Below are 17,664 nucleotides of genomic sequence, written 5' to 3' on the forward strand. Positions count from 1 at the left end.
ATGGGAAAATCAAATCCATAAAAAATCAGAGAAAATTTGCTTCTAAGAGAAGTTACCGAGAAGTTAGAGAATCAAAACAGAAAAAATTTTCTAAATCTGAGAATGGTAATCTGACTAAAGTGTTGGTAAAAAAGAGTTTTTCTGATAGAGCAGTTGCAGGTTTAAGGACAAGAAGTGTTAATAACAGTAATGTTAGAGCAAGGTTAAAAGAGGGAAAGTGGAGCTCCCCTCTTCTCCATAGAGAGCAGACGCCGGTAGAAAAGGTGGGAAATATGGTTTCTGGAAGTCCGATTTCCGGTGGTTTGGCGGGAGCTCCGCAAAAAACAAAAGAAAACGGAGAGAACAGGGCGGATAAAAAAGATAGGGAAAACTATCTAAGGTTTGTTCTTCAGGAAGTTGAAAAAAACAAGTTCTACCCGCTGATTGCAAGGAGGATGGGAATAGAGGGTAGGGTAAAGTTAAAGATTGTTATAGGGAGTAAAGGAGAGCTCCTCTCCGTTTCTGTTCTCTCATCAGATTCTGAAATCCTTAAAAAGGCGGCTGTTAAAACTCTTAAAAAGTGCCACTTCCTGCCCCCACCAAGAGGGAAATTTGAGACGGATTTAACCATTCGCTACAAACTAAAGTAGTTACTCCCTCAGGTCTCCAACGAGCTCAGAGATGTGGGAGTATCCCATTTCATTCAGGTAACTCTCAAGTCCCTCAACTATCTCTTCAACAGCTTTAGGGTTGAAGAAGTTTGCTGTTCCAACCTGAACTGCTGATGCCCCTGCAAGGAAGAACTCAACGGCATCTTCCCAGGTTGAGATTCCCCCGATTCCAATTACAGGAATAGAAACGGCCTTTGAAACCTGATAAACCATTCTTACGGCAACGGGCTTAATCGCAGGGCCAGAGAGTCCCCCGAATCTATTTTTAATCCTCGGTTTTCTCTTCCTTATGTCTATTGCCATTCCAAGGAGCGTATTGATGGCAGAGAGGGCGTCTGCTCCGGCAGATTCTATCGCCTTTGCTATCTCAACGATGTCTGTAACGTTTGGAGAGAGCTTAACAATTACCGGTTTATCTGTTGCCTTTTTCACAGCCTCTGTAAGTCTTGCAGCCTCAACCGGGTCAACGCCAAAGGCCAGCCCTCCCTTCTTAACGTTTGGGCAGGAGATGTTGAGCTCTATGGCATCAACGCCATCAACTCCCTTTAAGGCCTTCGCTACAGCTGCATATTCCTCAACCGTTGAGCCGTAGATGTTTGCAACAACTCTACACCGGTATTTTTGGAGCTCCGGCACAATCTTCTCAACAAAGTACTCAACCCCCGGGTTCTGGAGGCCTATGGCGTTTAACATTCCGCAGGGAGTTTCCCATATCCTCGGCGGCTCGTTCCCTTCCCTCGGTTTTATTGAAAGACCCTTAACGCAAACGGCTCCAACCCTGTTTAAGTCTACATATGGAGCGTACTCAAGGCCGAAGCCGAACGTTCCGGAAGCAGTCCAGACAGGGTTCTCAAACTCAACTCCAAAGAGCTCCGTCTTTAGCATCACCGAACCTTCCTCAAGTAGGCTATTGTCTCAACGTGGAACGTTTGAGGGAACATGTCTATAACTTTTGCCCTCTCCATATTTATACCGTAGCGGTGGAACGTTGCTATGTCCCTTGCCAGGGTTGAAGGGTTGCACGATACGTAAACAACCTTTTTAAGCCTTGAAAGATTAGCTATTGTTTTTATTATCTTCTCATTAAGCCCGCTCCGTGGCGGGTCAACGATTACAAGGTCTGGGTTGTGCTCTTTTAGTATGGGAAGCCCCTCTTCCGTCTCCCTGCAGTAGAAACTGACGTTTCTCAGGCCGTTTATATCCTTGTTGTAGAGGGCGTCGCTGACTGCCGAGAAGTTTGCCTCTATACCAAAAGCCCTGTGGACGTACCTGCCCACCGGAATCGTCAGTGTTCCAACCCCGCAGTAGAGGTCTCCTGCCAGCATGTACTGGTGCTCCATTGCAACTTTTGAAACCCTGTTTATCAGGTTCTCAAGCTGGAACCTGTTTACCTGGAAGAAAGAGTCGGCACTTACCCTGAACTTGAACTTCTCCGTGAACTCGTATGAGAAGTCCTTTCCGAAAAACCTTACCCTTTCAGGAAATCCGTTTGACTGCCTGTAGATTCCGTAGCCCGCAAGGTTAACATTCAGGATTTCCCTTACCTTCTCAACTGGAATCTCAAACCGCTTGAACCTTCCCTGAAATACGATTTTCAGGAGAACCTCACCTTTCCCCGAGGAGTAGACGTGGAACTCTGAAGGCTCAGATGGTAGGAACTTGAGGAGCTCCTTGAGCTTTGGAAAAATTCCAGCTATATCCTCTTTAAGAAGTGGGCATCTGTCTATGTCAACAATCTGATGGGAGTTCTTTGCGAAAAACCCCACTTTCCCGTTTCTTACCTTAATCTGAGCCCTGTTCCTGTAGTGCCACGGAGAGGGCGAAGGAATTACCTCGTCTATGTTGGGTTTCTTAATCTTTCCTATCTTCTGAAGGTTCTCTTCTAAGATTGCCCTCTTATACTCAACCTGCTTTTCGTACTTTATGTGCTGCCAGTCGCACCCTCCACACCTTCCAAAGTATGGGCAGACCGGTTCTATCCTGTCCTGGCTCTTCTCCAGAATTTTTACAACTTCAGCTTCGCTGTATCCGCTCTTTCTGCTCTTTTCTTCTACTAAGACAAGGTCTCCAGGAGCTGTAAAAGGAACAAAAACCGCCCTTCCGTTGAGCCTTCCCAATCCTCTACCGCCGTAGACCAGCTTCTCTATTTTCAGCTTGAACCGTTTGCCCAAAGGAAACCTCCTTCTTTAAGCTCTTGAATTATACGAATTTGTTGCGATAATAGACTTTAAGTATTAACCAATCGGAAAACTTGTGGAGAGGAGAGAGGATATGAGGATTAAAACCAAACTTGTTGTATCTCTTATCGTTGAAGTCTTAATAATCCTTCTTTTAACTGAATTCGCCTACCATAAGATTGAAGACTATCGGAGTAAGTATAAGTTCGGAGAGACTGTTGCTCAGCTTGAAAAAGAGCTTCTGAATGCTGAATCATTAATAATGTCTGGTGATAGGAAACGGGCAGCAGCAGAACTTGAAAAAGCGGCTCTGAAGGTGAGCAGTTACTCAGACCCTCAGGCCACTAAAGTTTACTCTCTCCTCCTTTCAGCTGCTTCTTCTGTAACCGGACAGAAGAGCTCTGATGAGCTGATAAAGGAGCTCCGTCAGAAAGAGTCTGAACTTGAAAGGCTTGAAAGTAAAATAAAGGAAGAGGCTAATACCACTCTCACTTCCGCTGAAGATGTTGTTCGGATAATTCCTCTTTTCAGTTTGATCATCATAGGAATTGGAGCTTTAAGCACTTACAGGGCTATAGTTGCTCCTTTAAGTGAAATGTCAAGAACTATGAGAGATATTGAGAGAGGAGACCTTACGAAGGAACTTCAGGTTAAGAGGAACGATGAATTGGGAGAGCTTGCCAAAGAGTTCAACAAGTTCCTCGGTTGGATAAGGGAGACCTTTAAGGAACTTGAGGAGCTCTCTGCAAAGGTTTCAACAGAGGCAAGTATGCTGGTTGCCGAGCTTTTCAACACAGACCTGAAGAACAAAGATGTCAAAGACAAGTTTATGGAGCTCTCCGTCTCCTCTGAAGTTCTTGCAAGCTCCATTGCAGATGTGAACAGGCTTATAAATGTTTCCTCAGAAGAGGTTAAAAGGGTAGATAAAGAAACGGAGAAAGGTGCCAACATTGTTTCAAGGTCTGTTAACGACGTTCAGGAGCTTGCAGACAAGGTTATTTCTCTGAGGAATCAGATAGAGGAGCTCCAGCAGAGTTCTGTAAAAATCCAGAACGTTGTTGAGACCATTAAGAGCATTGCTGATCAGACGAACCTTCTTGCACTTAACGCTGCCATAGAGGCCGCAAGGGCTGGAGAGGCAGGAAGGGGATTTGCCGTAGTTGCTGAAGAGGTCAGGAAACTTGCTGCAAGGACGGTAACCTCTGCTGAGGAGATCGGCCATATAGTTGGAAATATAATCACTCAAATAGAGGATTTCTCTAAGAACCTTGAGGAAAGGGCTACCGAAGCTATCAGCGTTAAGTCTGAAATGGCGAAAACGGAAGAAGTTCTTAAGGCTATAAGGGAGTCTGTTGAGTCTCTTATAGAGGTTACGAACAATGTTCTCTTTTCAATTAACCAGCAGGTCAGTGCTCTTGATACAGTTAGAGATAACATCTCATCTATTAATACGGAAATAACGGGATTCCAGGAGATATTCAGAAAACTTCAGAACAGGATCTTCTCAACCCGCTCTTCAATAAAAACTGTTCATGAGAACCTTTCTTACTTCAACATCGGAGAACTCTCCGTAGTTATAAAAGGAATGGAGCTCTTCTCCGACTGGCTTGCGAAACTCCCATCCTCACTTGAGAATCCACTTCTCTTAGAGTTTGACCAGTCCCCTTTAAAGGAGTGGTTGGATAAAGAACTCCGCCAGCTTAAGAGGGTTGACCTGTCAGATGTTATAAATCTTTTAGAGGAGAACCTTGAATCTGCGTTTAGGGTTGCAAAAGAAGTGGTTGAACAGGCAAGGAAAGGCAAGGTTGACAATAAGCTCTTTGAGGAGTTTGAGGGTTACGCTGAAAAAGTTGCCGATGCCTTTGAAAAATTAGTTGAACGGATGAAGCTTCAATGAGATACGACGGAATACTCTTTGAGAAGATAAGGTGTTCAAAGTTTAAAGATGCTCTGGAGCTCCCTATCCTTTTTAGCTTTAAAACTCGGAAAGTTTCAGAGAAGGAGATGATTGCCTACTCCTTCCTTCCCCCTGAGATAGAGAAACTTCTTGAGGGAAGGGAGTTTTTAATACTTGAGCCCTTCAACGGTGGGCGTTTTAACATAGTGAAGGCCTACGCCCAGGAGCTAAAGGATGGGGAGTGTAAAATCGTTATAGAGGAAGACTCATCAAAGGATAGAAGACTCTTTGAGCGTTTCTCTTTCTGCCCTGAAGAGGTGGGGGAGTTTAAACTTCAGAGGAAGGATAGGGTTATCAGACAGGTTTACATTTTTGATATGAGTTTGAAAGGAATAAAACTTTTCCTTAAAGGGCAGAGAAAGGGAGTTGTTAAGAGAGGAGAGTTCCTTACTCTCATTCAGGAGAAGAAGGTTATTACGGTAAAGGTTCTTTGGGATGAGGAGCGAAGAGATGGCCTCCTGGCCGGCTGCGAAGTCGTTAAGACCAACTTTAACATTATGAAGTTTATAATGGACCACTACGTTAGCCACGTTAAGGAGTTACTTCTTCAAAACGCCTGAGTTTTCTGTACAGTGTATCCCTCTGAACGGGAACGTAGCCGGCGTCTCTTATGAGTCTCAAAATCTCCGATAGGGGCATTCTGAACTTCACACCTGCTGCTGCAACAACGTTCTCCTCTATCATCAATGAGCCAAAGTCGTTTGCTCCAAATTTCAGTGCCACCTGCGCCATTTTTCCACCCTGAGTAACCCACGAGGCCTGAACGTTCTGGAAGTTGTCAAGGTAAATTCTGGAAACTGCAAGAACCCTTAAATACCTTTCTCCGCTGGCCTTTTCCTTTACCTCTTTTCCAAGCTCTGTGTTGTCTGGCTGGTAGCTCCACGGGATAAAGGCCGTGAAGCCGCCGGTTTCGTCCTGGAGCTCCCTTATGACCCTCAGGTGCTCCACAATGTCCTCGTCTGTGTCCAGACTGCCGAACATCATCGTTGCCGTGGTTTTAAGACCCAATCTGTGGGCAGTTCTGTGAACTTCTAACCACTCCTTTGTTTTTGCCTTGTTGGGGGCAATTCTCATCCTTACCCTGTCAACTAAAATTTCAGCTCCCCCGCCGGGAATTGAGCCAAGGCCCGCCTCTTTCAGCCGCCTTATAACCTCCTCAACGGAGAGGCCTGAAACTCTTGAAATGTGAACAATCTCAGGGGCAGAAAAGCCGTGGACGTGAATCTGGGGAAACTCACTCTTTATGAATGAGAGGAGCTCCTCGTAGTATTCAATTCCTAAATCGGGGTGGAGTCCTCCCTGAATGAGGATTGCTGTCCCTCCAAGGTCTATGGTCTCCTGAATTTTCTTCCTCAGTGTTTCCTTGTCTATAACGTAGGCGTCGGGAGCTCCCTTTTCCCTATAGAAGGCACAGAACCTGCACCTGCAGACACACACGTTTGTGTAGTTTATATTCCTGTCTATAACAAAAGTCACTTCTCTTTCCGGATGAATCCTGTTCCTGATGAAGTTTGCAAGCTGCCCCAAGGTTAGCAGGTCTTCATTCCTTAAAAGCCTTAGAGCCTCGTCTTCTGTTATTCTCTCCCCGGAAATTATCTTCTCCTTTAAGTCCATTTCACCTCTCCGGACTATAATTAGATTAAGCCAACAGTTGAAGTCTAAGGGGTAAAACTTGGAGTGTCAAATATGCCGGGGAACCGGCTGGATTATTGAAGAGATAGATGGCCGGCGGATTGCAAAGAGGTGCCGCTGTCAGTTTGAAAGGCTCAGTAAAGTCTATCTGAAAGAAGCCGGCATTCCGGTCCGCTACAGGAACTGCCGTTTTAAGAACTTTAACCCAGAAACCCCTTACCAGCTAAAGGCTTTAAAAACGTGTATCAACTTTTTTTCCCGTTTTCCCTACGTTAATAGAGGAATTCTCCTCTACGGTCCTCCCGGAACGGGAAAGACACATCTGGCAGTTGCCACCCTAAGGAACGTGGTTGAGTACAAGGGTTTAAAGGGAATCTTCTGCGATTTTCGAGGACTTCTGATAGACCTTAAGAGCTCCTACGAGGGGAAAGCATCAGCCTCTGAGATACTTGACTCTGTAAGGAAGGTGCACCTGCTGGTTTTGGACGATGTTGGAGCCGAGAGAAATACAGACTGGGCAAAAGACATCCTATCCGAGATAGTGAACTACAGGTATACCCAGAGTCTTCCGACGATAATTACTACCAACCTCCGTTTTGACGACATTTCGGGGGAAACTTTTGTTGAGAAGTTTGATGAAAGGACAGAATCCCGCATCTACGATATGTGCCAAATAGTTAAGGTGGAAGGTCATGACAGGAGAAAGGTTGGCGTATAAGAGGGTTGGAGTTGTTGCAAACCCTACAAAACCTGAAAGCGGAGAGGGTTTTAAGAAAGTTGTCAAGAAGCTCCTTGAGAAGGGAGTTAAGGTTTATACAGACGAAGAGTCGTGCCGCCTTGTGGGAAAGGAGTGGTGCGGTAGTGAAGTGAAAGTTCTTGACAGGCTTCTTCTTCCAGATAAGGTAGACGTTATACTGGTTTTAGGAGGTGATGGAACCTTTTTAACTGTTGCAAAACTTATAGATAAGAGGCCCGTTCCTCTTTTAGGTATAAACTTTGGAACTCTTGGTTTTTTAACGGAAATTTCAATAGATGAAATTGACCAGTGTATAGAAAGACTCCTTAAAGGAGAGTTTATAGTTGAGAACAGGCCAGTTCTGAGGGTTAAAGTTGTAAGGAAAAACGGCCACGTCTCAATCTACAGGTGCGTCAACGAGGTTGCCATAAAGAGGGATACACTTGCCAGAATCATAGAGGTAGAGGTAAAGGCGGACGGAGATTACGTTACCACCTTTAGAGGAGACGGAGTTATAGTTGCAACACCAACAGGTTCAACAGCCTACTCCCTCTCTGCCGGTGGACCGATAATTTATCCAACCTTAAATGCGATGCTCTTAACGCCTATCTGCCCCCACACACTTACACTAAGACCTTTAGTTTTAAAGGGGGAAGTTTGCCTTACTGCCAGCTTGAAGACGGAGAGTGAGAACGTTATGGTTGTATTTGACGGTCAGGAGGGGATAGAGCTCCGCCTCGGCGACCTGATAGAGATAACCCGTTCTCCTTACGACCTTTTGATTCTCAGAGATCCTAAGAAGTCCTACTACCAAACTTTAAGGGAGAAACTGAAATGGGGATAGTGGCAGGAGTTACAGCCCTTTTTGCCGCAGTTGTTTTCCTCTTCAACATCAATCAGGGGCTTAAAACCCCTGAGAGTGCACAGGAGTTTAACGGCAAGCTCTACATCTCAAACATCGGCGGCCTGCCACCGGACAGAAAAGATGGCGACGGCTACATTACGCTTGCAGACCTTAACGGGAAGATTCTGAAAGATAAGCTCATAACAGGCCTTAACGCCCCAAAGGGGATAACATTCTGCAGGGGAAAGCTCTTCGTTGCAGACATAGACAGAGTTGTTGTTGCAGACCCCGAAACGGGGAAGGTTCTGAGAGTAATTAACGTTCCCGGAGCGAAGTTCCTCAACGATACAGCTTCCTACAAGGGGAAAGTTTACGTTTCGGACACCCAGACAAACACGATCTACCAGGTAGATGCCGATAACTGCTCCGTTAAGGTTTACGTTAAAAGCCCTAAACTTCAGGGGCCCAACGGTATAGCCTTTATTCCTGGCGGAAAAATGATTGTTGTCAGCTGGGGTGGTGGAAAAGTCCTTGAGGTTGACGGCGGGATAAAGACCCTCGCTTCAGGTTTTGAGAACCTTGACGGCGTTGTTGTAGCTGAAGATGGTACAATCATTTTCTCAGACTTCTCTGCCGGTAAGATTTACGCTCTGAAGAACGGTAAAGTTTCACTTGTTGCCAAAAACCTCATCTCCCCTGCAGATATAGGCTACTACAGAGGAAAGCTCTTCGTTCCCGAGTTTATGATGAACGACGTTAAGGTTCTGGAGATTAAGAGGTGAAGAAGGTCCTCATAATAACTGGAGAGGCTGGAGCTGGGAAGTCAAGTGCAGTAAAGCACTTAGAGGACTTTGGGTTTTACTGTATAGACAACGTTCCGCCGGCTCTTGTTCCGGAGCTCCTCTCCCTCATAGAGAGGAATCCGGAAATTGAGAGGGCTGCCCTGGTTGCAGACGTTAGGAACCCGGAGTTTAAAGAGTCTGCCGGGGAGCTCTTCAAGCAGGTAAAGGAGGAGTTCCCGGGAGTTGAAATCTGGTACTTCACCGCAGATAAGGATACTCTGATAAACAGGTTTAAGGAGACGAGGCGTCCCCATCCGTTCCAGCGGTACTACCCCGGCGAAAGCCTGGAAAGGCTGATAGAGAGGGAAAAGGAGTTCTACGAGAGGCTGAAAGACTCCTTTGACAGGGTTATAGATACGAGCAACCTGACCTACCACGACCTAAAAAGGCTCATTAAGGAGCTCCTTGAGACGGGAAAGCCTCAGCTTCAGGTCAACTTCCTCTCATTCGGTTTCAAATATGGCATTCCTCACACGGCCGACAACGTCTTTGACGTCCGGTTTCTCCCCAACCCCCACTTCGTCCCACACCTGAAAGAGAAGACCGGTATGGAGTCTGACGTTGAAGAGTTTGTTATGGGCTACGAGGAGTCAAGGAAGACCCTTGATGCGATTCTGAACTTTGTTCGCCTTACACTTCCCCTTTATGAAAAGGAGGGGAAAGCTTACATAACCTACGCCGTTGGCTGCACAGGTGGCCAGCACAGGTCTGTGGTTTTTGCCGAAGCCCTTGCAAACAGAGTGGCAGAGGAGTTTCCCCAATACGAAATTTACGTTGAGCACAGGGAACAGAAGGTTAGGAAGAAGGTGAGTAGAGAACAGTGAGGTGGTCTTTTTCGGGGTAAACCGTCAGTTTTGCATTCTTTAATCCCTTGAAAACGGAGAGAGCTCCCTTAACTCCCGTAATTGAGTCTTCCTCTCCGACCGCTATCTCCACCGGCACTTCAACCTTTTTCAGGTAAGGAGAGAGGTCAAATCGGGCGAAACTCTCAAGGAGCTCCGTTGCAGTTTCAGGGTTGAGCTCTGGAATCGGGAGCTCCCTTTTTGAACAGAGAGCTCTAAACTCAAGAACGGTTTTCTGAAAGTTCCTTCTTAACTTTTTAAGGAAACGCTCAACGACAGGTTCGGGCTGAGAGATGCCTGAAAACCGGATAGTTGGGGCGAAAAGGATAAGCTTTTCCACCTTTTCCGGGTAGAGAGCTCCCACAAGTAGAGAAACGGTTGCACCTAAAGACCAGCCAACAAGAACAGTTTTCTCGGGAAGAGCTTTTCCGATTTCCTTAGAGAGTTCCAAAAGGTCTGTTGATTTAAAGGGAGACTCCCCGTGGCCGGGGAGCTCTATGTGATTCCCACCTTCAAAGGGTGTGCCTCTCCAAACTCGTCTGTCAAAACTCCAGCCGTGGAGGGTAAATATCACGCCGCCTTTTTCCCCTCCTCAGCCTTTCCTGTCAGGACTTTAAAAAGGTGGAACTCCTTGATAACTTCCATAGCCCTTTTTAGCTGGTTGTCTATCCTCTTTTCCTGCTTCTTCCTTATCTCTTCAGTCTTTTCCGGGTGCTCTTCCATCTCCTTAAACTCTTTCTTGAGGGTCTCAATGTCCTCTTTAGAGAGTTTCACAACAATGTCTGGCTCAATTCCTTTACCGTCTATGCACTTGTGGTTTGGCATGTAGTACTTGGCCGTTGTTATCTTAACGGCGTATCCCATGTCTAACGGGTAGAGGGTCTGAACGGAGCCCTTACCAAAGGTCTTCTCTCCAACTACAACTGCCCTGTCGTTGTAGCGTAGAGCTCCCGTCAGAATCTCAGCAGCGCTTGCCGTTCCGCCGTTTACAAGCATAACAACAGGAATGTCCGTTGGAACTATTGGGTCGTGGAGAGAGTAGTACTTCTTAATACTCTCTGGAATCCTTCCTTTTGTGTAAACGATGAGTTTTCCTTTTGGCAGGAAGAAGTCGCTTATTGCAACGGCTGAATCTAAAAGTCCTCCCGGGTTGTTCCTAACATCAACAATAATTCCCTGGAGTTTCTTATCCTTCTCAAGGGCTTCAAGGGCTTTCTTAAACTCATCAACGGACGTCCTCTGGAACATTATAAACCTTATGTAGCCGATATCTCCAGGCAGAATCCTGTATTTAACGCTCTTAATCTTTATTATCGCCCTTGTAATTGTGAAAGGTTTGGGCTCAGCCCAGCCCTTTCTCCATATCCAGATCGTTATTTTGGTTCCCGGCTTGCCCCTCATCAGTTTAACGGCTTCAGAGAGGGTCATATCGGGAGTGACTTTCTTCCCGTCTATCTTGACTATTATGTCTCCAGGCTTTATTCCTGCCCTGTAGGCCGGGGTATCCTCTATCGGCGTGATTATCAGGAGTTTTCCATCTTTCGTTTTTGTTATCTGGATTCCAAGCCCTCCAAACTCACCGCTGGTCTCTATCTGAAACTCTTTGAGCTGGTCGGGGGTAAAGAGAGTACAGTGGGGGTCTAATTTGTTCAGCATCCCCTGAATTGCCCCCTCAAACAGGACTTTTGGGCTCTTTTTCTCTACGTATCGTTCCTTTACGAGCTGGTATGCCTCCATAAAGAGCCTTATGTACTTCAGTTCACTTTCAGACGCGTTCTGTTTAACAGTTGCGGAGATGGAGCTTTTACCAACGAGGAAGATAAAAAGAAAAAGAGTTAGGAAGAAGAGAGCCTTTTTAAGTCCTGTTCTCATCTTTTCCTCTCAAGAACTTTTTTGATTTTTTCTTCTATTCCCTTCTCGTCAAGGCCGAAGTAGTGGAGGAGCTCCCATCCCTTTCCAGAACGGCCAAAAACATCAGGAGTTCCAAGCCTTTCCATCGGGACAGGATAGTTTTCTACCAGAACTTCAGCCACTGCCGAACCCAATCCCCCTATTATTGAGTGCTCCTCAGCCGTTACAACGGCTCCCGTTTTACTTGCCGATTTTACTATAAGCTCGGTATCTATCGGTTTAACAGTTGGCATATGTATCACTTCTACGGAAATTCCCTCCCTCTCAAGGTTCTCGGCTGTAAGTAGGGCAAATGAGGTTATAACACCGTTTGCTACTACAGTAACGTCCTCTCCCTCAACTAATACGTGCCCCTTCCCAACTTCAAATCTGTAGCTCTCATCAAATATCCTTGGAAATTTCTCCCTGGTTAACCTTACGTAGAACGGACCGTCTGTATAAGCGATCTTTCTTATTACCTGCCTTGTCTCAATATCGTCAGCGGGAACAATAACCCTCATATTTGGAATGTTTCTCATATTGGCTACATCTTCAAGTGCCTGGTGGGTAGCGCCATCCTCTCCTACAGTTATTCCACCGTGGGTACAAACGATCTTTACGTTCAAGTTTGGATAACATATTGTCTGTCTAACAGCTTCCCATGCCCTTCCAGTTCCAAATATTGCAAAAGTGCTTACAAACGGAATTTTCCCGGTTGTTGCAAGGCCTGCAGCTGCGTTCATCATATCAATTTCTGCAATTCCGAAGTTAAAAAACCTTTCAGGAAAGGCTTTTGCGAACTTGGCTGTTTTCGTTGAACCCGAGAGGTCTGCATCAAGAACAACGATTCTCTCGTCCTCTTTCCCAAGCTCAACCAGTGTCTCTCCGTAGGCATCCCTCAGGCTAACCTTTTTCATCTCTTCCTCCTTAAACAATCTCTCCCAGCTCTTTCAGTGCTTCTTTAAGTAAGTCTGGCGAGAGAGCCTTTCCGTGCCACTCTGCCCTGTTCTCCATAAACGAAACACCTTTACCCTTAACAGTTTTTGCAACTATCATTGTGGGCTTGAACTTAACACTGTCTGCCTCGTCTAAAGCTGCTTTTATTTCTTTAAAGTCGTGGCCATTTATCTCAATAACGTGCCAGCCAAAGGCTTTCCACTTCTCAACTGCCGGGTAGATAGACATTACATCGTCAACAGGGCCGTCTATCTGGAGGTTGTTGTTATCAAGGATTACAACAAGGTTGTCTAAGTTGTAGTGGGAAGCTGCCATGCTTGCCTCCCAAACGCTTCCCTCCTGTGCCTCTCCGTCTCCAATCATGCAGTAAACTCTGCTATCGCTCTTATCAAGCTTCAGTCCTAAGGCCATTCCAACGGCTGCTCCGATTCCGTGGCCTAAAGAGCCTGTACTTATTTCTATACCCGGTGTTTTGTGCATGTCCGGGTGTCCCTGTAAATCTCCGTTAAGTTTCCTGAACTCGTGGAGCTTTTCTAATGGGAAGTAGCCAGTTCTTGCGAGAACTGAGTACAGGGCCGGGCAGACGTGTCCTTTTGAGAGAACGAACCTGTCCCTCTTTTCCCATTTTGGATTTTCAGGGTTGTGTCTCATTTTGTAGTAGTAAAGAGTAACTATGATATCGGCTGCAGACATTGCTCCGCCGGGGTGCCCAGACTGAGCTTCGGAGGTCATCTTCAGAATGTCTTTCCTGACTTCCCTCGCTATTGCCCTGAGTGTAACTTCGTCTATATCCCTGTTCCTCTCTAAAAAAAAGGAGGGCTCAAACCTTATCATTTCAAACCTCCGAGTAGATTCTAATACCTTTTTTAACCTCTGATTCAACAAATCCAAGCTCATCAGATGGAGTGAAGATTAACGGTTCTATCCTGATATCTATTTTTCTGGCAAACATTCTTACTTTTGCTTCAATCTCAATCAAACTTTCAAAATCAAGGTCCCTATCTGTGATAACTGCTATGTCAATATCGCTCCATTCATCGGGGGTTCCGTGAGCGTAGGAGCCGTATAGGTAAATCTCTTTAACCGGTATAAAGCCAGACTCTATCAATTTTCTGGCAAACGTTTTTGCTAAATCTACCACTTTATTTCTTTTAAGAACCTGTGACACAAATCCTCCGTAAATTTTAAAAATTTCTCAGCACTGTAACGGGATATCTCCTCGTCTGGAAAATATCTAATACGAAGATATAGGGAGGAAAGTTTTTCCAGCATTAAAAGTTCTTCCTCTTTAAACTCTAATTTTGCAAGTTCTGCTAACCTTACGAGGTCATGAATGCGCGGAGGAAATGAATTTTCGGTGATTAAACCTTTAAAGAGTTTATCTATAGCCTGCTGGCACATAAATTGAACGTATCTAAATCTATCCGTCTCATACATCGCTTTAGCAGTTTCAAGATCATACTTTGCAAGCTTAAACCACGCCTGCTTCTTACTCAAAGCCTTCTTCCTCTCTAATTCGCTCTATCTCCTTCTCTACCTGTTCCCTTGCGGTTCCGCCAGTTATGTTTCTGCTGTTTATGGAACCTTCAACGCTCATAAGGTCTAAAACGTCTTTATCAAACTTGTCTGAGAACTGTCTGAACTCATTTAAAGAGAGGTCTTCAAGTCCTTTTCCTTTGTCTAAGCAGTAAGCAACAAGCTCTCCGACAATCCTGTGGGCTTCTCTGAACGGAACACCCTTTTTGGCAAGGTAGTCTGCAAGGTCTGTTGCCAATGAGAAACCCTTTCTGGCCTGTTCTCTCATCCTCTCTTTCTTGGGCTTCATTCCCTCAACAATTAAAGCGTTGACTTTGAGAGAGAGTTTTACTGTGTCTATTGCGTCAAAGAGGGGCTCTTTGTCTTCCTGGAGGTCTCTGTTGTAGGTTAACGGAAGCCCTTTGAGAACGGTGAGAATTGCGACCAGGTCTCCGTAAACTCTTCCGGTTTTACCCCTTGTGAGCTCTGAAACGTCGGGGTTTTTCTTCTGGGGCATTATTGAACTTCCGGTGCAGAAAGCGTCGGGGAGCTCCACAAACCCAAATTCCTCTGTTGACCAAAGAACAAGCTCCTCAGAGAGCCTTGAGAGGTGCATCATAACCATTGCGCAGTTGAAAATTGTCTCAGCTACAAAATCTCTGTCGCTTACTGCATCCATGCTGTTTCTTGTTACTCCTTCAAACCCCAGGAGCTTAGCTGTAAATTCTCTATCCAGCAGGTAGCTCGTTCCTGCAAGGGCTGCAGAGCCTAAGGGTGAAATGTTTACCCTCTTTAGAGTATCCCTGAACCTCTCTTCATCCCTCTTAAACATCTGATAGTAGGCCAGCATGTGGTGGGAGTAGAGAACCGGCTGGGCTATCTGGAGATGGGTGTATCCCGGCATAACAACGTCTAAGTTCTCCTTAGCCTGCTTCCAGAAGGCCCTGCGGAGAGCCTTTAATAGGTCTAAAATCTCCTCAATCTCTTTCCTTACGTAGAGCCTGACATCTGTTGCAACCTGGTCGTTCCTTGACCTTCCAGTGTGGAGCTTCCCACCAACCGGGCCAACAATTTCAGTCAGCCTCTTCTCAACGTTCATATGGACGTCTTCAAGCTCTCTCTTCCACTGAAAATTCCCTTCCTCAATCTCTTTGAGAACCTGGTTTAACCCTTTAATTATCTTTTCAGCCTCTTCAGGCTTTAATATTCCCTGTTTCTCAAGCATCTTTACGTGGGCAATGCTTCCTGCTATGTCAAAGGGAGCTAACCTCTTATCGTAAGAAACAGACTCAGTAAACTCCTCAACAAGCTCGTTCGTGCTCTCTTTGAACCGACCGCCCCAGAGCTTCTTCTCAGACAAACTCCACCTCCTACTTGCCCTATTCTATCAGCAAAACTATAATTCCCTAAAGTTTTCAAGGAGGAAAATATGCTCGGCAGAGAGGTTAAGGAAGCCCTTACGTTTGACGACGTTCTCTTGGTTCCAAACTACTCTGAAGTCCTGCCAACCCAGGTGGATGTAAGAACAAAGCTAACAAAGAAGATTACCCTCAACATTCCGATAATGAGTGCCGCAATGGACACAGTTACAGAGGCCGAGCTTGCCATAGCAATAGCCCGTGAGGGTGGCATTGGGATAATCCATAAGAACATGTCTATAGAGGAGCAGGCAGAAGAGGTTGACAGGGTTAAAAGATCTGAGAGCGGAATGATTGTAAAGCCTGTAACAGTTCGGCCTGACCAGACAATATCTGAAGCAGAAGCCTTGATGAGAAAATATAAAATCTCCGGACTTCCCGTTGTTGATGAGTCAGGGAAGCTCCTTGGAATAATAACCAACAGGGATATCAGGTTCGTTAAGGACTTCAGCAAAAAAATTGCAGAAGTAATGACCAGAGAAAACCTGATAACCGTTCCAGTTGGAACGACCCTTGAAGAGGCTAAGGAGATTCTCCACAAACACAAAATAGAGAAACTCCCCGTAGTTGACGAGAACGGCTACCTGAAAGGGCTTATAACCATAAAAGATATAGAAAAGCGGGAAAAATACCCCAACGCCTGTAAGGACGAGCTTGGAAGACTCAGGGTAGGAGCCGCAATTGGCGTAGGTCCTGAGGCCATTAGAAGGGCTGAGGCACTAATAGAGGCCGGAGCTGACGTTATTGTTGTTGACACAGCCCACGGCCACTCTAAAGGTGTCCTTGAAACTGTTGAGAAGCTTAAAGGCCATTTCCCAGACGTTGACGTAATTGCCGGAAACGTTGCGACTCCAGAGGCTACAGAAGCTCTTATAAAGGCCGGAGCAGACGCCGTTAAGGTTGGAATTGGCCCCGGTTCAATCTGCACAACGAGGATTGTTGCAGGAGTAGGAGTTCCACAGCTAACGGCAGTTGCTCAGTGTGCAGAGATTGCCGATAAATACGACATCTCAATCATTGCCGACGGCGGTATAAAGTTCTCTGGAGACATTGCAAAGGCAATCGGTGCCGGTGCAAGGGTTGTGATGATTGGAAGCCTCTTTGCAGGAACAAAAGAGGCTCCGGGAGAGGTTATCCTCTACCAGGGTAGAAGCTACAAGGTTTACAGGGGAATGGGCTCTTTAGGAGCTATGAAGAAGGGAAGCAAAGACAGGTACTTCCAGTCTGACGTTGAGGAGAAGAAGTTGGTTCCTGAGGGAATTGAGGGAATGGTTCCCTACAGAGGACCCCTTGCAGATACCATTCACCAGTTAGTCGGCGGCTTAAGGGCTGGAATGGGATACTGCGGGGCTGCAAACATTGAGGAGATGAGGAAAAAGGCAAGGTTTGTAAAGATAACCTCTGCAGGGCTGAAGGAATCCCACGTCCACGACGTAATCATCACAAAAGAGGCTCCAAACTACTGGATTGAGAGGTGAACCCCGGCGGCTCCCCGCCGCTTTATTTTAAATTCCCGCGATTTTAAGGATTTCGGCGATTCTTTCTTTAACCGATTTCTCTCTTTTTCCAAGTCCATTTAGACTGTCACTTGATGGAACTAACTTATAGCGGCTGAAGTGAGGAAAGCCAAGAATTAATAAGGGTTTATCAAATAGTCTTCTATTAACAGCTGCTCTTATTTCCCAGTTACTCCATTCCGCAGGAAAGAAAAATCCTAAATCGTAGGATAATTTCCCTAAAACGAAATAAAATGTTTCAAGACCAAAAGCTATGATTATCTGAGGTTTTACTATTTCATTTATTATCTTTTGGTGAATCTTCCAGTGTTTTTCTGCTGTTTCTTTCCAGTTTCCTAACTCAGACTCATTTTTGCTTCTTATAAAGATTAGGTTACTGGCACAAACTTCATTAATAGGAAGGTTAAACACATCTTCTACTAAAAACCTTATACTCCGTTGTAAAGGATCTTTTCCTGGTTCGTAGTTGCCCCACTTTTGAGTATATTCACTGTAGTTTCTGTCCCATTTTTCTGGGCTTTCTAAATCCTTATCTATAGTTTGATCCTTTAAGATTTCACTATTTGGATCTCCTCCTGGATTAAATCCAAGGATATACAATTTTCCAGGCTTAAGAGTGTAGTAATTGCTGTATAAGACAGTTCCGGATTTATTTAAATCTTCTTTGAGAGTTTCTCTTACTAAGTT

General features: G+C 45.5%; 19 protein-coding genes. 8 read left to right on the forward strand and 11 right to left on the reverse strand.

Annotated elements, in window-relative coordinates:
- The first annotated feature begins 119 nt into the window (after positions 1 to 119).
- Entirely contained in the window at positions 120 to 629 is a 510-nt protein-coding gene (locus F8H35_RS03025) for an energy transducer TonB (RefSeq protein WP_472572099.1), read from the forward strand.
- On the opposite strand, the gene F8H35_RS03030 is transcribed toward F8H35_RS03025, so the two are convergent.
- A complete protein-coding gene (locus F8H35_RS03030; protein WP_472572100.1) occupies positions 630 to 1,538 on the reverse strand; it encodes a dihydroorotate dehydrogenase in 909 nt (302 codons plus the stop codon). It abuts the gene before it with no gap.
- Positions 1,535 to 2,821 carry a class I SAM-dependent RNA methyltransferase gene (locus tag F8H35_RS03035; RefSeq protein WP_472572101.1) on the reverse strand — a complete coding sequence of 429 codons (1,287 nt, stop codon included), beginning with the start codon at positions 2,819 to 2,821 and terminating at the stop codon, positions 1,535 to 1,537. The genes F8H35_RS03030 and F8H35_RS03035 overlap by 4 nt, the downstream gene beginning before the upstream one ends.
- Positions 2,822 to 2,921: 100 nt before the next feature.
- Here F8H35_RS03035 and F8H35_RS03040 point away from each other — a divergent pair, with 100 nt between their 5' ends.
- A complete protein-coding gene (locus F8H35_RS03040; protein ID WP_472572102.1) occupies positions 2,922 to 4,724 on the forward strand; it encodes a methyl-accepting chemotaxis protein in 1,803 nt (600 codons plus the stop codon).
- Positions 4,721 to 5,344 carry a hypothetical protein gene (locus F8H35_RS03045; protein WP_472572103.1) on the forward strand — a complete coding sequence of 208 codons (624 nt, stop codon included), beginning with the start codon at positions 4,721 to 4,723 and terminating at the stop codon, positions 5,342 to 5,344. Before F8H35_RS03040 ends, F8H35_RS03045 begins: the two co-directional genes overlap by 4 nt.
- Here the strand turns inward: F8H35_RS03045 and mqnC are convergent.
- Positions 5,316 to 6,398: a cyclic dehypoxanthinyl futalosine synthase gene (mqnC, locus tag F8H35_RS03050; protein ID WP_472572104.1), complete on the reverse strand. Its 1,083-nt coding sequence runs from the start codon at positions 6,396 to 6,398 to the stop codon at positions 5,316 to 5,318. The genes F8H35_RS03045 and mqnC overlap by 29 nt on opposite strands.
- A 58-nt stretch (positions 6,399 to 6,456) precedes the next feature.
- On the opposite strand from mqnC, the gene F8H35_RS03055 reads away from it, so the two are divergent.
- From F8H35_RS03055 to rapZ, 4 genes are read left to right on the forward strand one after another with little or no spacing between them, the layout of a single operon-like run.
- Positions 6,457 to 7,134: an ATP-binding protein gene (locus tag F8H35_RS03055; protein WP_472572105.1), complete on the forward strand. Its 678-nt coding sequence runs from the start codon at positions 6,457 to 6,459 to the stop codon at positions 7,132 to 7,134.
- Positions 7,124 to 7,996 (forward strand): NAD(+)/NADH kinase, encoded by an 873-nt coding sequence (locus F8H35_RS03060; RefSeq protein WP_472572106.1) that lies wholly within the window; start codon positions 7,124 to 7,126, stop codon positions 7,994 to 7,996. Before F8H35_RS03055 ends, F8H35_RS03060 begins: the two co-directional genes overlap by 11 nt.
- Entirely contained in the window at positions 7,987 to 8,778 is a 792-nt protein-coding gene (locus F8H35_RS03065) for an NHL repeat-containing protein (RefSeq protein WP_472572107.1), read from the forward strand. The genes F8H35_RS03060 and F8H35_RS03065 overlap by 10 nt, the downstream gene beginning before the upstream one ends.
- On the forward strand, positions 8,775 to 9,662 hold the full coding sequence (rapZ, locus tag F8H35_RS03070; protein WP_472572108.1) for an RNase adapter RapZ: 888 nt from the start codon (positions 8,775 to 8,777) through the stop codon (positions 9,660 to 9,662). Before F8H35_RS03065 ends, rapZ begins: the two co-directional genes overlap by 4 nt.
- Here the strand turns inward: rapZ and F8H35_RS03075 are convergent.
- Genes F8H35_RS03075 through argH form a run of 7 tightly spaced genes read right to left on the reverse strand, consistent with a single transcriptional unit; the run spans position 9,634 to position 15,402 of the window.
- Positions 9,634 to 10,254 carry an alpha/beta fold hydrolase gene (locus tag F8H35_RS03075; RefSeq protein WP_472572109.1) on the reverse strand — a complete coding sequence of 207 codons (621 nt, stop codon included), beginning with the start codon at positions 10,252 to 10,254 and terminating at the stop codon, positions 9,634 to 9,636. The two genes, rapZ and F8H35_RS03075, sit on opposite strands and share 29 nt — an antisense overlap.
- Entirely contained in the window at positions 10,251 to 11,552 is a 1,302-nt protein-coding gene (locus F8H35_RS03080) for a S41 family peptidase (protein WP_472572110.1), read from the reverse strand. The genes F8H35_RS03075 and F8H35_RS03080 overlap by 4 nt, the downstream gene beginning before the upstream one ends.
- Entirely contained in the window at positions 11,549 to 12,487 is a 939-nt protein-coding gene (locus F8H35_RS03085) for a transketolase family protein (protein ID WP_472572111.1), read from the reverse strand. Before F8H35_RS03085 ends, F8H35_RS03080 begins: the two co-directional genes overlap by 4 nt.
- Positions 12,488 to 12,497: 10 nt before the next feature.
- Entirely contained in the window at positions 12,498 to 13,361 is an 864-nt protein-coding gene (locus F8H35_RS03090) for a transketolase (protein ID WP_472572112.1), read from the reverse strand.
- A gap of 1 nt (position 13,362) precedes the next feature.
- Positions 13,363 to 13,668, reverse strand: a complete 306-nt coding sequence (locus tag F8H35_RS03095) for a nucleotidyltransferase domain-containing protein (RefSeq protein ID WP_472572113.1) — start codon at positions 13,666 to 13,668, stop codon at positions 13,363 to 13,365.
- Positions 13,662 to 14,024, reverse strand: coding sequence for a HEPN domain-containing protein (locus F8H35_RS03100; RefSeq protein WP_472572114.1), 363 nt, complete (start codon positions 14,022 to 14,024; stop codon positions 13,662 to 13,664). Before F8H35_RS03100 ends, F8H35_RS03095 begins: the two co-directional genes overlap by 7 nt.
- On the reverse strand, positions 14,017 to 15,402 hold the full coding sequence (gene argH, locus F8H35_RS03105) for an argininosuccinate lyase (protein WP_472572115.1): 1,386 nt from the start codon (positions 15,400 to 15,402) through the stop codon (positions 14,017 to 14,019). Before argH ends, F8H35_RS03100 begins: the two co-directional genes overlap by 8 nt.
- Before the next feature lie 69 nt (positions 15,403 to 15,471).
- Here argH and guaB point away from each other — a divergent pair, with 69 nt between their 5' ends.
- Positions 15,472 to 16,938, forward strand: coding sequence for an IMP dehydrogenase (gene guaB / locus F8H35_RS03110; protein WP_472572116.1), 1,467 nt, complete (start codon positions 15,472 to 15,474; stop codon positions 16,936 to 16,938).
- A 27-nt stretch (positions 16,939 to 16,965) separates the two neighbouring features.
- Here the strand turns inward: guaB and F8H35_RS03115 are convergent, their stop codons facing one another.
- Positions 16,966 to 17,577, reverse strand: coding sequence for a hypothetical protein (locus F8H35_RS03115; protein ID WP_472572117.1), 612 nt, complete (start codon positions 17,575 to 17,577; stop codon positions 16,966 to 16,968).
- Positions 17,578 to 17,664: the final 87 nt, after the last annotated feature.

Origin of the sequence: Thermovibrio sp., from assembly GCA_015488335.1 — a bacterium.
GTDB lineage: Bacteria > Aquificota > Aquificia > Desulfurobacteriales > Desulfurobacteriaceae > Balnearium.

What these genes read in the sequence shown, in the direction of transcription:
- F8H35_RS03090 (WP_472572112.1), bottom strand. Translation starts at nt 13,361, where the DNA reads ATGATAAGGTTTGAGCCCTCCTTTTTTTTAGAGAGGAACAGGGATATA.
- guaB (WP_472572116.1), top strand. Translation starts at nt 15,472, where the DNA reads ATGCTCGGCAGAGAGGTTAAGGAAGCCCTTACGTTTGACGACGTTCTC.
- F8H35_RS03065 (WP_472572107.1), top strand. Translation starts at nt 7,987, where the DNA reads ATGGGGATAGTGGCAGGAGTTACAGCCCTTTTTGCCGCAGTTGTTTTC.
- F8H35_RS03085 (WP_472572111.1), bottom strand. Translation starts at nt 12,487, where the DNA reads ATGAAAAAGGTTAGCCTGAGGGATGCCTACGGAGAGACACTGGTTGAG.
- F8H35_RS03080 (WP_472572110.1), bottom strand. Translation starts at nt 11,552, where the DNA reads ATGAGAACAGGACTTAAAAAGGCTCTCTTCTTCCTAACTCTTTTTCTT.
- F8H35_RS03040 (WP_472572102.1), top strand. Translation starts at nt 2,922, where the DNA reads ATGAGGATTAAAACCAAACTTGTTGTATCTCTTATCGTTGAAGTCTTA.
- mqnC (WP_472572104.1), bottom strand. Translation starts at nt 6,398, where the DNA reads ATGGACTTAAAGGAGAAGATAATTTCCGGGGAGAGAATAACAGAAGAC.
- F8H35_RS03045 (WP_472572103.1), top strand. Translation starts at nt 4,721, where the DNA reads ATGAGATACGACGGAATACTCTTTGAGAAGATAAGGTGTTCAAAGTTT.